This window comes from Agrobacterium sp. 6Ca8 (assembly GCF_055382765.1).
This window is the reverse complement of the sequence record NZ_AP026433.1, coordinates 1,368,291-1,382,349: the sequence shown is the minus strand read 5'-3', so window position 1 is coordinate 1,382,349 and position 14,059 is coordinate 1,368,291. Positions and strand designations below refer to the sequence as shown.

The following is a 14,059-nucleotide window of genomic DNA, read 5'->3' as shown; positions in this document are numbered from 1 at the left end:
GAGCACGTCCTGTTTAAACGGAATCGTTTGCCGTGCTCTAATTCGTCGTTTCGGAGCACTTTTACCGGAAATTCTCTAACTCGCCCGGCGAGCGCCGTTCAATTAATCGGCGTGAAATTGAAATAACCGCAGACCGGTACGTGGTCGGACGGTTTTTCCCAGGCCCGCACATGTTTTTCGATGCTGACCGATTGCAGCCTGTCGGCCGCTTCCGCCGACAGCATCAGGTGATCGATGCGGATGCCGTTATTTTTAGGCCATGCGCCAGCCTGATAATCCCAGAAGGAATAAAGTCCGGGTTCATCCGTCGTCGCGCGTGCGGCATCGGTAAAGCCGAGATTTTCCAGCCTGCGGAATGCCGAGCGCGTCTTGGGCAGGAACAGCGCATCGCCCGCCCAGACCCGCGGATCGTGGCAATCGAAGGGTTCGGGGATAACGTTGTAGTCACCCGCCAGAATAAGCGGCTCCTCAAGAGCAAGGCGATCTTCGGCAAAGCGGCGCAGCCGCTCCATCCATGCGAGCTTGTAGGGATATTTGACCGGATCGTCAGGCGGATTGCCGTTCGGCAGGTAGAGCGAGCAGACCCGGATCGCACCGCCATCGATGGAAAACACGCCCTCGATGAAGCGCGCCTGTTCATCGGCATCGTCGCCCGGCAGGCCGCGATTGATCTCGTCGGGCTTCATCTTCGACAGAAGGGCGACGCCGTTGAAACCCTTCTGGCCATGGGTCTCGACGTGATAGCCGAGCGCTTCCAGCTCAAGGCGGGGAAAGCCTTCGTCAACCGACTTGATTTCCTGAAGGCAAACGATGTCGGGCGATGAATCCTTCAACCACTGGCAGAGGTTTTCGATACGCGCCTTGACGCCGTTGATGTTCCAGGTGGCAATCTTCATCGGAGTTTCCCTTTTGTGAGGTTACTTTTACCCGATGCAAAAGCGATTGCCACCGTTTTTGGAAACGGCGGGTGAGGATGTGGTGGATAGAAGCCGGGGCAGGGTAGATCAACAGCTATGGATGCACCGCAGCTCCCCAAACCCTCATTCCTGTGACGAGCGCAGGAACGAGGGCGGAGAGAAAGGCGTGAATGATCTCAAGCTTGGCGCTTGATATCACCATCAAATAGAAAAGCTGGTGCCGCAGCCGCAACTTGCGACCGCGTTCGGGTTCTTGATCTGGAAGGACTGGCCGAGCAGATTGTCGACGAAGTCGATTTCAGAGCCGGCCATATAGACAACCGACAGGCTGTCGATCAGCACCTTGGCGTCGCCACGCGCAATCACGATGTCGTCATCGGCGGGGTCTTCCGCCAGATCGAACTTGTAGGAGAAGCCCGAGCAGCCGCCGCCTTCCACCGAAACGCGCAGAGCCTGCTTGCCCGCATCCGCTGCGACGATCTGGGCGATTCGCTTCGCTGCGGCTTCCGAAAGTGTAATGTCGCTGTTTTCCATGTCGTTCCTCGTGCCGGGGTCAAGAACCGGAGAGCAATAGATTTGTCGCCACCATTATAAACCAGTCAAATAAACGGTCTATAGCGATGTCCGCAACGGCATTTGCCGCGATGATGCTTTGCGCCGACCTTTGCGATAGGTATGAAGGGCGGATGAAAAGGTCAATGGTCAAAGGCCATGGACTTCGGGTCAAATGAAGTCCCGGCCAGAGAACAGTACAGGTGGATGAATGATTATAGACCAGCGCGCATTGGGTTTCGGAAGTGGCGAGAGGGCGGTTTTCGCCTCTGATCCATGGACCACGCGCGGGCGTCTTTTTGCCGAGGAAGGTAGCCTGACGCGTTCGGAGTTCCAGCGCGACCGGGACCGCATCGTCCACACCACGGCCTTTCGCCGGCTTAAACACAAGACGCAGGTTTTCATCAGCCCTGACGGCGACCATTACCGCACCCGGCTCACCCACACGATTGAGGTTGCGCAGATTGCCCGCGCACTCGCACGTGCTCTGAAGCTGGACGAGGATCTGGCCGAGGGCGTGGCTCTGGTGCATGATTTCGGCCACACGCCGTTCGGCCATACTGGTGAGGATGCGCTGGATGCGGTGTTGTTGCCCTATGGCGGCTTCGATCACAACGCGCAGTCGCTGCGCATCGTCACCAAGCTGGAGCGCCGCTACGCCGAATATGACGGCATCAACCTGACATGGGAGACGCTGGAGGGGCTGGTGAAGCACAATGGCCCGCTGGTCAATGCCGAGGGCGAGGGCGTGAAGGGCCCGGTTCCGCTGCCCATCCTCGAATATTGCGAGCTGCAGGATCTGGAAATCGGCAGCTATGCCAGCCTTGAGGCACAGATGGCGGCTATTGCCGACGACATCGCCTATAATACCCATGATATCGATGACGGCCTGCGTGCCGGTTATCTGAGCTTCGAGATGCTGGAAGAGGTGCCTTTCCTCAGCAAGCTGATGGCTGAGGTACGTGCGAAATATCCCGTGCTCGACAAGGAACGCTTCGCCAATGAAATCATGCGCCGCCAGATCACCCATATGGTCGAGGATGTAATCGGGGTCGCGCAGCAGAATCTTTCCCGGCTGAAACCGAAGAGTGCGGCCGATATCCGCGCCGCTGATTTTACCGTCGCGACTTTCTCGCCGGAAATGGCTGAAACCGACAGGCAGATCAAGAAACTGCTGTTTGCCCATATCTACCGGCATCCGGAAATCATGCGCATCCGCGCCGGCGCTACGCAGATCGTTACCGACCTTTTCCACCGTTATATGGAAGTGCCGGCAGAGATGCAGAGTCACTACTGGGTGGACAGCATTTCCGGTATGAGCAAGGCCGCAAAAGCCCGCCATGTGGGGGATTATCTGGCCGGTATGACCGACAGTTATGCACTGCGCGCCCACCAGCGGCTGTTTGACCACACCCCCGATTTGCGATAGGGCAGCGGGCGATCGCGAAGCCAACCCGGTTATGATGGCCGGACATGAACAGAAGCCCTTCGCGCAGGTTGGAACGATGAACATTTTTGCCGATTTCGATACCAGGATCAAAAACGCGCTCGAGACTCTCGATCTCGTGAAAGAGAACCGCGAAAAGGTCGATTTCAGTCGAATTACGGTCGAATCCCCGCGCGATCTCAGCCATGGCGATGTCGCAACCAATGCCGCTATGGTTTTGGCGAAGCCGCTCGGCACCAATCCGCGGGCGCTGGCCGAACTCATCGTGCCAGCACTTCAGGCCGATGGCGATGTCGATAGCGTCAACGTCGCCGGTCCCGGCTTCATCAATCTCAAGGTCTCTGTCGGTTACTGGCAGCGTCTTCTTGCCGACATGATCGGGCAGGGCATCGATTTCGGCCGCTCGAAGATCGGCGCGGGCCAGAAGATCAACGTCGAATATGTCTCCGCCAACCCCACCGGTCCTATGCATGTCGGCCATTGCCGTGGTGCTGTCGTGGGTGACACGCTGGCGAACCTGCTCGCCTTTGCCGGTTATGGCGTGACCAAGGAATATTACATCAACGACGCCGGCTCGCAGATCGACGTGCTCGCGCGTTCGGTCTTCCTGCGTTACCGCGAGGCGCTTGGCGAAGATATCGGCGCCATTCCGTCGGGCTTCTACCCCGGTGACTATCTCGTTCCAGTCGGCCAGGCGCTGGCCGATGAATATGGCATCAAGCTGCGCGCCATGCCCGAGGAAAAGTGGCTGCCTATCGTCAAGGACAAGGCGATCGCCGCAATGATGGTGATGATCCGTGAGGATCTGGAGACGCTGAACGTCAAGCACGACGTGTTCTTCTCGGAGCGCACGCTGCATGAGGGCAATGGCGGACCCATTCTCTCGGCCATCAACGATCTCACCTTCAAGGGCCACGTCTACAAGGGCACCCTGCCGCCGCCGAAGGGCGAGTTGCCGGAAGACTGGGAAGACCGCGAGCAGACGCTGTTCCGGTCCACCGAGGTGGGCGACGACATGGACCGCGCGCTGATGAAGTCGGACGGTTCCTACACCTATTTTGCCGCCGACGTTGCCTATTTCAAGAACAAGTTCGATCGCGGTTTTTCCGAGATGATCTATGTGCTCGGCGCCGACCACGGCGGCTATGTGAAGCGGCTTGAAGCGGTTGCGCGCGCCGTCTCGGAAGGCAAGTCGAAGCTGACGGTTCTTCTGTGCCAGCTCGTGAAGCTGTATCGCGATGGCGAGCCGGTGAAGATGTCGAAACGCTCAGGCGATTTCGTCACGCTGCGCGATGTGGTGGACGAAGTAGGTCGCGATCCCGTGCGATTCATGATGCTCTATCGGAAGAATTCCGAGCCGCTGGACTTCGATTTTGCGAAAGTGACCGAACAATCGAAGGATAATCCGGTCTTTTACGTGCAATATGCGCATGCCCGTTGCATGTCCATCTTCCGCCAGGCGCAGGAAGCGTTTCCGGGTCTTGCGCTCTCGCAGGACGACATGTCGTCTTCCGTTGCTTTGATTAGCGATATCAACGAGTTGCAGCTGGTTGCAAAGCTTGCTGAGTACCCGCGCCTGATCGAATCCGCAGCCCTTGCGCACGAGCCGCACAGGCTTGCTTTTTACCTCTACGATCTCGCCAGTTCCTTCCATGGACACTGGAACAAAGGTAAAGACCATCAGGAATTACGTTTTATTAACGATAAAAACCGAGAATTGAGCATTGCCAGACTCGGGCTGGTGAATGCTGTCGCGAATGTTTTGAAGTCTGGTCTTACGCTTTTAGGAGCGGACGCGCCTGACGAGATGCGATAACATATCACCATTATTTGCTCACAATACGCTGGCAAGAGCTGCAATGCGTAGATGGTGGAACACGTAATGGTCGAAAAAAATGTCGCGTATAACCGGGACGCCCGGTCTGAAGGGTTCGCTGACAACGATCCTCTGGCAGAACTGGCGCGTATCGTCGGTTTCGATGAGCGTCCTTCGCATGCGGGTTCCGAAGCTGCGCCACGCGCCGGCTCTGCGGCAACCCGCCGCGAACCCGAATTCAATCTCGAAGACGAGTTGCTTCGAGAGTTCGAGGTTTACGATGCGCCGCATGCCGATCCGGTCGTTCTTGACCCGGCAAACGATGTGCGTGCGGGCATCCACCCCAGCGACTTCATGCAGCGCGTCGAATCGGTTTTCGCCCGGCGCGAGCCTGAGCTTGCGCCAGCGGACGAAACCGTGTTCGAAGCAAGCCCCGCACCCGAAGTGAGCCAGGAGCCACTTCCCGAGGCCGATCAGGCCTACATTCACAATTACGTCGAGACGTCGACGCAGGACATCCGCGCGGATTTCCGTGACGATGCCGGTGCGGTTGCCGAGGTTTTCGATGTGCATTCGCGCCAGTCGCGCCCTGCCGAGCCGGTGGTTTACCAGCAGGCTGCATGGGAAGAGCCGCAGGCTGTCGAGCCGGCTCAAAGCACCTGGCACGCTATGCCTGAGCTTCCGGCCGATGTTTCGAGCAATATTGCGCATTCCGATCAGAGCCATGCGCCTGAGCCGCAGGCTTTCGATCTTGCCGATGAGGTAGAGATCGCCGTCGCCGAAGCGCCTGCACCGATTTCCGTGCGTCCGCCTTCGCATGGTGGCCGTTCTTCGCTGGAATTTTCCAGCCTGCGTCTGCCGCTTGCCAATTTCGGCGCGCGCCGCGATGTTGCGGCAGGTGATCCCAAGCGGATCGAGCCGAGGGCCGAAGCGCTGCCTGCAGCCCGGATCGAGCCACAGGCCGAACCAGTTCCGGCGCCTGAGCCCGTCTTCGTTCAGGCGGAAGAAACTGCACCTACCTTTGCTCCTTCGGTTGCAGAGAAGCCGGTTGAAACAAATCTTTCGCCGATGGACGAGCTGATCTACGGCGTTGCGAAATATTCCATTCCCGGACGCGGCGAAGAGCCTGTCGTTCAGGATGCCCCCATCGCACAGGCTGCGCCTATCGTTCCGGCTGCAAGAGTGGAGCCGCCTTTGGTTGCCACGGCGCCGGTTGCCGCAGCCCCTGTAAAAGCAGCCCCGGTCGTAGCAGCGCCGCCCGTTCAGGAGCCGGACTTTGGGGATTTCGCAGGTTTCAACGACGATGATTTCGAGCTTGCGCTTGATGATCTCGATCTTGACCTCGACCTGTCCGAAATCGCTGCAGCGGAAGTCGCACCTGCGCCTGTGCCGCAGCCCGTTCGCCAGCAGCCGGTCGCTCCGGTAGCGGTTGCTGCCACCGCGCCGCAGCCGGTGCGGGAACAGCCAGCACCTCAGCCGCGCCCGGCCCCGGTTGCTGCAATTCCGATAGCCGCCCCTCCGGTTCAGCAGCGTCCGGTCGCAGCCGCACCGCAGCCTGTTGCACCACAAACGCTGGAAAGCCTGCCTTTCGATCCCTCGCAGATCGGTGAGACGGAAGAACATCCGGAAAATATTACCGAGATGGACGTGCCGGAATTGCCGGTCGGCGTTTTCGAACCCAAGCCTGTCGCCCGTCGTCACGAAGAAGACCTCGATATCGACACCGAGCTCGCAACGCTGTTTGCCCCGGCGGTTGCCGGTGGTCTTGACCGTCACAAACATGCGGAAAACCGGGCTGCTGCCCCGCAGGCGCGTCCTCAGGCACAGGGTCCGGAGGAGGTCGACGAATTTGAGCGGGCGCTGGAAGAAGATTTCCGCCGCTCCATGCAGGAGGCTGCTGCCTCGCGTGGCAATGCGCCGCGCGATGCCGAGAATACTTATGTCGACCATCAGGCGGCCTATCGCGAAGAAGAAGAACGTGGCGGTCGCCGCTGGATCATGCCGGTTGCCGCAGCAATCGGTCTGGTGCTTGTCGGTGGTGGTGTTTACGCGCTGATGTCGGGCGGTTCGTCCGGTGCGGGCTCCAATGGCGCGCCGGTCATCATTTCCGCCGATAACGACCCGATGAAGGTGGTGCCGGAAAATCCGGGTGGCCGCGTCGTGCCCAACCAGGACAAGGCGGTTTACGACCGTGTGGCCGGTGGTAGCGCTGCCGATCCGAAGCAACCGGCGCTGATCTCCAGCAACGAAAAGCCTGTCGATGTGGTCCAGCGTACGCTGATACCCGAACAGCTGCCGCTGGAAGGTGAAAACGACGCGGACATGGAAGCCACCGGCACGCCGGTTGGCGAGACTGAAGATCCGCGCCTGCTTTCGCCGGAAGAAAAGGCCAGCCAGAACGAAGGTGCCGGTGCAACCGGCGTTTCGCCGCGCAAGGTCCGCACCATGATCGTCAAGCCTGATGGTACGCTGGTTGCACAGGAAGTCGATGCGCCTGCTGCCCAGCCACCGAAGGCCGACAAGGTCGCGGAGCTCGCTGCACCGCAGGCAGCCAAGCCGGGTGAGGGCGCTCCCGCCGTCATCGCCGCTTCGCGTGTTCCGGTTGCGCCTGAACACCCGCAGGCCAATACGCCAGCCGCTTCCTCCACACCGGCCTCGCAGTCGGCTGCGCCCGTTCCTTCGGCGCGTCCGTCCGCACAGCCTTCCAATGTGGTGGCAACGGTGACCAATCAGGGCAACGTCCGTCCTGCTGCAACTGCTCCGGCCCAGCCGCAGGCTGCACAGCAGCAGACAGCAGCCGCCATGCCCGCAGCAACGAGCGCGCCGTCTTCGGGTGGTTATTACATCCAGATCGCGTCCCTGCCGAGCCAGGCGGAGGCCCAGAAGTCCTACCAGAACATGTCGGCCAAGTTCGGTTCGGTCATTTCTGGTCGGGGCGTCGACATCAAGGCCGCTGAGATCGCCGGCAAGGGCACGTTCTACCGCGTCCGCATCCCGGCGGGGGACAAGAACGAAGCCGTGGCGCTGTGCGAAAAGTTCCGCGCAGCTGGCGGCAGCTGCCTGGTGGCGCGCTGATAGCGGCTGATCCGGTTGAGTGAAGATTGGGGCTGCCGTCTAAGGCAGCCCTCGCAGTGGGGAAAGGCTTTCCTCACATTCGACGTCATCCTGGGCCCCGTGCCGAGGATCTGCCAACGTTTCGCCAACCGGTCGGTTGCAGATGCTCGGGAAAGGCCCGAGCATGACGGCGGAGGGGTTGTCGACTTATCCCCGACGCCTTGCGGTATAAGGCCATTTCCCCATTCTGTGAGCGTGACATCATGACCGATTGCAAAGCTATGATCCTCGGATGCGGCGGGCTTACGCTTTCCGCTGACGAGATTGCCCTTTACCGCAATGAGCGGCCCTGGGGTTTCATCCTGTTCGGGCGCAATATCGGTGATGCGCAACAGATTACCGATCTCGTCGCCTCGATGCGCGACGCCGTCGCGCGGCCGGATGCCCCGGTTCTGATCGATCAGGAAGGCGGGCGCGTTCAGCGCATCAAGCCTCCGCTTTTGCAGGCCTATCCGAATGCCCGCATTCTCGGCGAAATATATGAGCGCGACCGCGAGGAAGGGCTGCGCGCGGCGTGGTTGATGTCGCGTCTGCATGCCTTCGATCTCATGAAATTCGGCATCAATATCGATTGCCTGCCGGTGCTCGACGTGCCGGTGGAAGGCGCCAGCAACGTCATTGGCAACCGGGCCTATGGCTACAGCCCGACCATGGTGGCGGAGATGGGGCAGGCGGCGGCTGACGGTCTCAAGGCGGGCGGCATGTTGCCTGTCATGAAACACATGCCGGGCCACGGTCGCGGCATGGTGGATTCGCACCATGAATTGCCTGTTGTCGATGTGCCGCTGGACGAGCTGGACGCCCATGATTTTGTGCCATTCCGCGCGCTGAACCGTGAATTGATGGCGATGAGCGCGCATCTGGTGTTCAATGCCGTCGATCGGGAGCGTCCGGCAACGACCTCGCCAAAGGTGATCGAGGAGATCATTCGTGGGCGAATCGGCTTTGACGGTCTGTTGATGTCCGACGACAGTTCCATGAATGCGCTGAAGGGCACGCTTGGCCAGCGTGCCGCGAATATTGTTGCGGGTGGCTGCGATATAGTCTTGCATTGCAACGGCGTGATGGGTGAAATGCTTGAGGTCGTGAAGGAGGTTCCCGTTCTTTCCGGCCGTTCGCTGGAGCGGGTGCGGGCCGTGGAAGCGGGTTTTCCCGCCGCTGATGCCTCCGACGAAGCTGAACTGAGAGCCGAATTCAACGCCATGTGGGCCGTTTCCTGACAATCGGGCGGCGGCCCGGTACTCGGGACGACAGGCCGGACGCCCGGCGGATGGAACAATGGCAGCAGACAAGTCTCGCACTTCAACGCCTATGGACAAGCTCTGGCAGGATGTGACGCCGGAGCGGCTGACGGGCGAGGCCGGGCTGGTGATCGATGTCGCGGGTTTCGAAGGCCCGCTCGATCTGTTGCTACACCTTGCCCGCACGCAGAAGGTCGATCTGTCGCGCATTTCGGTGCTGGCGCTTGCCGAGCAATATCTGCAATTCGTGGAAACAGCCCGCCGCGTGCGCATCGAGCTTGCTGCCGACTATCTGGTGATGGCGGCCTGGCTTGCCTTCCTCAAGTCCAAGCTTCTCATTCCGCAGCAGGCGAAGGATGACGGCCCCTCCGGCGAAGAAATGGCCGCGACGCTGGCCTTCCGGCTGAAACGTCTGGAGGCGATGCGGGAGGCGGCTGAACGCCTCGTCAACCGCGCCCAGCTAGGCCGCGATATCTTCGCCCGTGGCGCGCCGGAGCATATTCCGCATATCAACCGCTCGGCTTACGAGGCGAACCTCTACGATCTCCTGAGTGCGTATGCCAATCTGCGGCAAAGGCAGGCCATCACCCAGGTCACGATTGAAAAGCGGCAGGTCTGGTCGCTTGTGGAAGCCCGGGAGCTTCTGAACAGTCTGCTCGGGGATGTCGGCGAGTGGACGGTGCTCGACCAATATCTGCTGCAATATGTGCCTGACCCCGCGATGCGCGTGACGGCAATCGCCAGCGCTTTCGCTGCCTCGCTGGAGCTCGTGCGCGAGGGATCGCTGCAAATCCGGCAGGAGGGCGCGTTCCAGCCCATCTATATGCGCAGGAGCGAGCGAGATGACCGCGCGCCGAATGCGGAAAGGACTGATAATGACGCATGACGACGAGACCGGCGAAGCCGCCATCGTGGCAGATGGGGCGGCGGACGTGGTTGGGGCCGAGCCCGCGGTATTTTCCGAGCGTCAGCTGAAGGAAGCCGAGCGCATTGCCGAGGCGCTGGTCTTTGCCTCGGCCGAACCGGTTTCAGTTGCCTTCATTGCCGAGCGGCTGCCGCGCGGCATGGATGTTGTTGCCATACTCCACGGGCTGAAGGCCGCTTATGGCGAGCGGGGTGTCAATCTGGTGCAGGTGGGCGGGCAATGGGCGTTCCGCACGGCCGGCGATCTCTCCTTCGTCGTCCATTCTGAGGAAAAGGAACCTAAGAAGCTTTCGCGTGCGGCGCTGGAGGTTCTGGCGATTGTGGCGTATCATCAGCCGGTGACACGCGCCGAAATCGAGGAAATCCGTGGCGTGCAAACCTCACGCGGTACCCTCGATGTGCTGATGGAAGCGGGTTGGGTGCGTTTCAGGGGCCGCAGGCGCACGCCGGGCAGGCCGGTGACGATCGGCACCACGGTGGAGTTTCTCGACCATTTCGGCCTTGAGGAATTGCGGGACTTGCCGGGCCTTGAGGAACTGAAGGGTGCGGGCCTGCTTTCGGGCCGTATTCCTTCCAATTTCGGCGTGCCTTTGCCGATGATGAGCGACGAATTGCGCGAAGACGAAGACCCGATCACGCAGCTCGATCTGGAAGAGTTGGGCCTGCTTGCACCTGGTGGCGGCGATGGCGACGATTGATATCGTCTTCATGCGGATGACAAGGCACGAAAACTTTATGCCCACAGCCTGTTGAAGCAACGATTTGTTGTTTGAAAAAGCCTTTCAAACGTCTTACATCGTCTGAAAGCGAAATTCAGGAGTTTCAGTTATGGGTTCTTTTAGTGTGTGGCATTGGCTGATCGTGCTGGTGATCGTTCTCGTTCTCTTCGGACGCGGAAAGATCCCGGAACTGATGGGCGATGTCGCCAAGGGCATCAAGAGCTTCAAGAAGGGCATGGCTGACGAAGATCAGACTCCGCCGCCAGCCGATGTCAACGCGAAGACTGTTGACCACAAGGCTGACGAGATCAAGTAAGCGGCTTGAACCTGCTTGTTTTGAGACTGGCGCTAGGGTCTCGGGAGCGTTTTGATGTTTGATATCGGTTGGAGCGAGCTTCTGGTGATCGCGGTCGTTTTGATCGTGGTCGTCGGTCCCAAGGACTTGCCGCCCATGATCCGCGCCTTCGGTAAGACGATGGCCGGCCTTCGCAAGATGGCGGGGGATTTCCGCACGCAGTTCGACGAGGCCTTGAAAGAGGCAGACATGGACGATGTGCGGCAGACAATCTCCGATGTGCGCAATCTCAACCCGACGAATTCCCTGCGCGATGCTATGAACCCGCTTCGCCAGCTCGGCAACGAAATCAAGTCTGATCTCCAGAAGGCGACAGCTGCTCCCGATGCGATGTCGTCGACAGCAGCACCTGCAACAAGTGAGCCGGCGGCTCCTCTTGTCAGCGTGCCGGAGCCCGAGATGAAGCTTCCGGATGTGGCGCCTGCGGTGGTTCCCACGCCTTCTGCATCTAGGCCGGTTACTGCGGTTGCTGCTGCGGAAGAAAAGCCGAAGCGTGCGCGTGCGAAATCTGTCGCGACCGTTGAAGCCGAAGCGGTTGCCGCCAAGCCGAAACGCACCACCCGCAGCAAGCCTGCCGCAGCGCCTGTTGAAGAAGCTGCTGTCTTGAAGCCGACCGTGAAGGCTGTCGCCAAAAAGGTTGCTGTCAGGAAAGCGGCAGCTGAGAAGGCGGTTGCCGTTGCGGATGCCAAGCCGGCCAAACCGGCAAGAACCAAGGCTGCAAAGCCCAAAAAGGATGAAGCATGAGCGGGGACATCGAGGACAAGCCGCAGCCGCTTATCGAACATCTCATGGAGTTGCGCACGCGGCTGATCTGGTCGCTCGGCGCGTTCTTCGTCGCCTTCATCGCCTGTTTCGCCGTTGCCAAGCATCTCTTCAACCTGCTCGTCATTCCCTATAAGTGGGCGGTCATCTGGGCGGGGCTGGATGTGGCGAAATCATCGCTGATCTATACGGCGCCGCAGGAATTCTTCTTCACGCAGATCAAGGTTGCCATGTTCGGTGCCATGGTGATCTCCTTTCCGGTGATTGCCTCGCAGCTCTATAAATTCGTGGCGCCGGGCCTCTACAAGAACGAGCGCGCGGCCTTCCTGCCGTTCCTGATCGCGTCGCCGATCCTTTTCCTCATCGGCGCGGCGCTCGTCTATTTCTTCTTCACGCCCATGGTCATGTGGTTCTTCCTCGCCATGCAGCAATTGCCAGTAGATGGCGAGGTGGCGATTTCCCTGATGCCGAAGGTGTCGGAATATCTCAGCCTCATCATGACGCTGGTTTTGTCCTTCGGCCTGGTATTCCAGCTGCCTGTCGTCACCACGCTTCTGGCGCGGGTCGGGATTCTGACCAGCGACTGGCTGCGGGAAAAGCGCAAGTTCGCCATTGTCATGGCCTTCGTGGTTGCGGCCGTGCTGACGCCGCCAGACCCCATGTCCCAGATCGGTCTTGCGCTACCTGCGATCATTCTCTACGAGATTTCCATCTACATGGCTCGACTCGTGGAGAGGAAACGTGCTGCGGAATCCAAAAGCACGGAGCTGGAAGAGACCTGACGCTTCGCCACGGTCTTCCTGCTCATCAAATCTCCTCGCGCCGGGCCTTTCGCCCGGCGTTTTGCTGATAAAACGCGAGCGACCAACAATAGTCTGGAACGACGATGCACGACATTAAATGGATACGCGAAAACCCCGAAGCCTTTGATGCAGCACTTGCACGGCGCGGCGCAGAGCCTGCCGCAAGCAGCCTGATCGCTCTCGACGAAAAGCGCCGTTCCGTCATCCAGTCCCTGCAGGACATGCAGTCGCGTCGCAATGCCGCTTCCAAGGACATCGGCGCCGCCATGGCGCAGAAGAACATGGAGCTGGCGGAAAAGCTGAAAGCGGAAGTCGCCGACATCAAGGAAAACATGCCGCGCGCCGAGGAGGAGGACCGCCAGGTCACCGCCGAGCTTAACGACGCCCTGTCGCGCCTGCCCAACATGCCTTTCGACGATGTTCCTGACGGCAAGGACGAACACGACAATGTGGTGACCCGCGTGGTCGGCCAGAAGCCCGGCTGGAACCATGAAGCAAAGGAGCACTTCGAGATTGGCGAAGCGCTCGGCTACATGGATTTCGAGCGGGCTGCCAAGCTTTCCGGCTCGCGCTTCACCGTGCTGACCAGCCAGCTGGCGCGTCTGGAACGGGCGCTCGGCCAGTTCATGATCGACCTGCACACCTCGGAACATGGCTACACGGAAGTCTCTTCGCCGCTGATGGTGCGTGATGAGGCGATGTTCGGCACCGGGCAATTGCCGAAGTTTTCCGAGGATCTGTTCAAGACCACTGATGGCCGCTGGTTGATCCCGACGGCGGAAGTGACGCTGACCAACCTGGTCTCCGGCGAAATTCTCGAGCAGGAAAAGCTGCCGCTACGCTTCACGGCACTTACGCCGTCCTTCCGTTCGGAAGCTGGCTCTGCCGGCCGTGACACACGCGGCATGCTGCGCCAGCACCAGTTCTGGAAATGCGAACTCGTCTCCATCACCGACGCGGAAAGTGCTGTTGCCGAGCATGAGCGCATGACGGCCTGCGCCGAAGAAGTGCTGAAGCGTCTTGGCCTGCATTTCCGCACCATGACGCTGTGCACCGGCGATATGGGTTTCAGCGCGCGCAAGACCTACGATCTGGAAGTGTGGTTGCCCGGCCAGAACACCTACCGCGAAATTTCGTCCTGCTCCGTCTGCGGCGATTTCCAGGCGCGGCGCATGAATGCGCGTTATCGCGGCAAGGACGACAAGGCGACGAAGTTCGTGCACACGCTGAACGGCTCCGGCACCGCCGTCGGCCGCTGCCTGATCGCCGTTCTCGAAAATTACCTGAACGACGACGGTTCTGTCACAATTCCAGACGTGCTGCTGCCCTATATGGGCGGTCTGACACGGATCGAGAAGGCGGCCTGAGGGAGCGCAGCGTCGTGCTATTGGAAGGAGAATCTTCCAATA

The 14,059-nt window shown here is 60.0% G+C and carries 12 protein-coding genes; 10 read left to right on the top strand and 2 right to left on the bottom strand.

The window, feature by feature from the left end:
• Window positions 1-98: 98 nt before the first annotated feature.
• Window positions 99-896: an exodeoxyribonuclease III gene (gene xth / locus ACZ5A6_RS06840; protein WP_141193770.1), complete on the bottom strand. Its 798-nt coding sequence runs from the start codon at window positions 894-896 to the stop codon at window positions 99-101.
• A 222-nt stretch (window positions 897-1,118) separates the two neighbouring features.
• Window positions 1,119-1,451: an iron-sulfur cluster insertion protein ErpA gene (gene erpA / locus ACZ5A6_RS06835; protein ID WP_003515615.1), complete on the bottom strand. Its 333-nt coding sequence runs from the start codon at window positions 1,449-1,451 to the stop codon at window positions 1,119-1,121.
• A gap of 229 nt (window positions 1,452-1,680) precedes the next feature.
• On the opposite strand from erpA, the gene ACZ5A6_RS06830 reads away from it, so the two are divergent.
• The 10 genes from ACZ5A6_RS06830 to serS all read left to right on the top strand — a co-directional run bounded on the left by ACZ5A6_RS06830 (window position 1,681) and on the right by serS (window position 14,017).
• A complete protein-coding gene (locus tag ACZ5A6_RS06830) occupies window positions 1,681-2,898 on the top strand; it encodes a deoxyguanosinetriphosphate triphosphohydrolase (protein WP_003515612.1) in 1,218 nt (405 codons plus the stop codon).
• 76 nt (window positions 2,899-2,974) lie between these two features.
• A complete protein-coding gene (gene argS, locus ACZ5A6_RS06825; protein ID WP_038492845.1) occupies window positions 2,975-4,732 on the top strand; it encodes an arginine--tRNA ligase in 1,758 nt (585 codons plus the stop codon).
• A gap of 66 nt (window positions 4,733-4,798) precedes the next feature.
• Window positions 4,799-7,807, top strand: a complete 3,009-nt coding sequence (locus tag ACZ5A6_RS06820; protein ID WP_464111072.1) for an SPOR domain-containing protein — start codon at window positions 4,799-4,801, stop codon at window positions 7,805-7,807.
• Between the two features lie 242 nt (window positions 7,808-8,049).
• On the top strand, window positions 8,050-9,066 hold the full coding sequence (nagZ, locus tag ACZ5A6_RS06815) for a beta-N-acetylhexosaminidase (protein ID WP_026330914.1): 1,017 nt from the start codon (window positions 8,050-8,052) through the stop codon (window positions 9,064-9,066).
• Between the two features lie 58 nt (window positions 9,067-9,124).
• Entirely contained in the window at window positions 9,125-9,973 is an 849-nt protein-coding gene (locus tag ACZ5A6_RS06810; RefSeq protein ID WP_025593638.1) for a segregation and condensation protein A, read from the top strand.
• Window positions 9,963-10,709 (top strand): SMC-Scp complex subunit ScpB, encoded by a 747-nt coding sequence (gene scpB / locus ACZ5A6_RS06805; RefSeq protein WP_019566157.1) that lies wholly within the window; start codon window positions 9,963-9,965, stop codon window positions 10,707-10,709. The genes ACZ5A6_RS06810 and scpB overlap by 11 nt, the downstream gene beginning before the upstream one ends.
• A gap of 130 nt (window positions 10,710-10,839) precedes the next feature.
• Window positions 10,840-11,046, top strand: a complete 207-nt coding sequence (locus ACZ5A6_RS06800; protein WP_003515599.1) for a twin-arginine translocase TatA/TatE family subunit — start codon at window positions 10,840-10,842, stop codon at window positions 11,044-11,046.
• A gap of 54 nt (window positions 11,047-11,100) precedes the next feature.
• Window positions 11,101-11,829 carry a Sec-independent protein translocase protein TatB gene (tatB, locus tag ACZ5A6_RS06795; protein ID WP_464111071.1) on the top strand — a complete coding sequence of 243 codons (729 nt, stop codon included), beginning with the start codon at window positions 11,101-11,103 and terminating at the stop codon, window positions 11,827-11,829.
• Complete coding sequence (tatC, locus tag ACZ5A6_RS06790; RefSeq protein WP_003515595.1) at window positions 11,826-12,629, top strand: twin-arginine translocase subunit TatC; 804 nt, start codon at window positions 11,826-11,828, stop codon at window positions 12,627-12,629. The genes tatB and tatC overlap by 4 nt, the downstream gene beginning before the upstream one ends.
• A 104-nt stretch (window positions 12,630-12,733) precedes the next feature.
• A complete protein-coding gene (gene serS, locus ACZ5A6_RS06785; protein ID WP_065687302.1) occupies window positions 12,734-14,017 on the top strand; it encodes a serine--tRNA ligase in 1,284 nt (427 codons plus the stop codon).
• Window positions 14,018-14,059 lie beyond the last annotated feature (42 nt).

Coding starts and splice junctions, on each gene's coding strand:
- scpB (WP_019566157.1), top strand. CDS start 9,963: ATGACGCATGACGACGAGACCGGCGAAGCCGCCATCGTGGCAGATGGG.
- erpA (WP_003515615.1), bottom strand. CDS start 1,451: ATGGAAAACAGCGACATTACACTTTCGGAAGCCGCAGCGAAGCGAATC.
- tatC (WP_003515595.1), top strand. CDS start 11,826: ATGAGCGGGGACATCGAGGACAAGCCGCAGCCGCTTATCGAACATCTC.
- ACZ5A6_RS06830 (WP_003515612.1), top strand. CDS start 1,681: ATGATTATAGACCAGCGCGCATTGGGTTTCGGAAGTGGCGAGAGGGCG.
- nagZ (WP_026330914.1), top strand. CDS start 8,050: ATGACCGATTGCAAAGCTATGATCCTCGGATGCGGCGGGCTTACGCTT.
- ACZ5A6_RS06810 (WP_025593638.1), top strand. CDS start 9,125: ATGGCAGCAGACAAGTCTCGCACTTCAACGCCTATGGACAAGCTCTGG.
- serS (WP_065687302.1), top strand. CDS start 12,734: ATGCACGACATTAAATGGATACGCGAAAACCCCGAAGCCTTTGATGCA.
- ACZ5A6_RS06800 (WP_003515599.1), top strand. CDS start 10,840: ATGGGTTCTTTTAGTGTGTGGCATTGGCTGATCGTGCTGGTGATCGTT.
- argS (WP_038492845.1), top strand. CDS start 2,975: ATGAACATTTTTGCCGATTTCGATACCAGGATCAAAAACGCGCTCGAG.
- ACZ5A6_RS06820 (WP_464111072.1), top strand. CDS start 4,799: ATGGTCGAAAAAAATGTCGCGTATAACCGGGACGCCCGGTCTGAAGGG.
- tatB (WP_464111071.1), top strand. CDS start 11,101: ATGTTTGATATCGGTTGGAGCGAGCTTCTGGTGATCGCGGTCGTTTTG.
- xth (WP_141193770.1), bottom strand. CDS start 896: ATGAAGATTGCCACCTGGAACATCAACGGCGTCAAGGCGCGTATCGAA.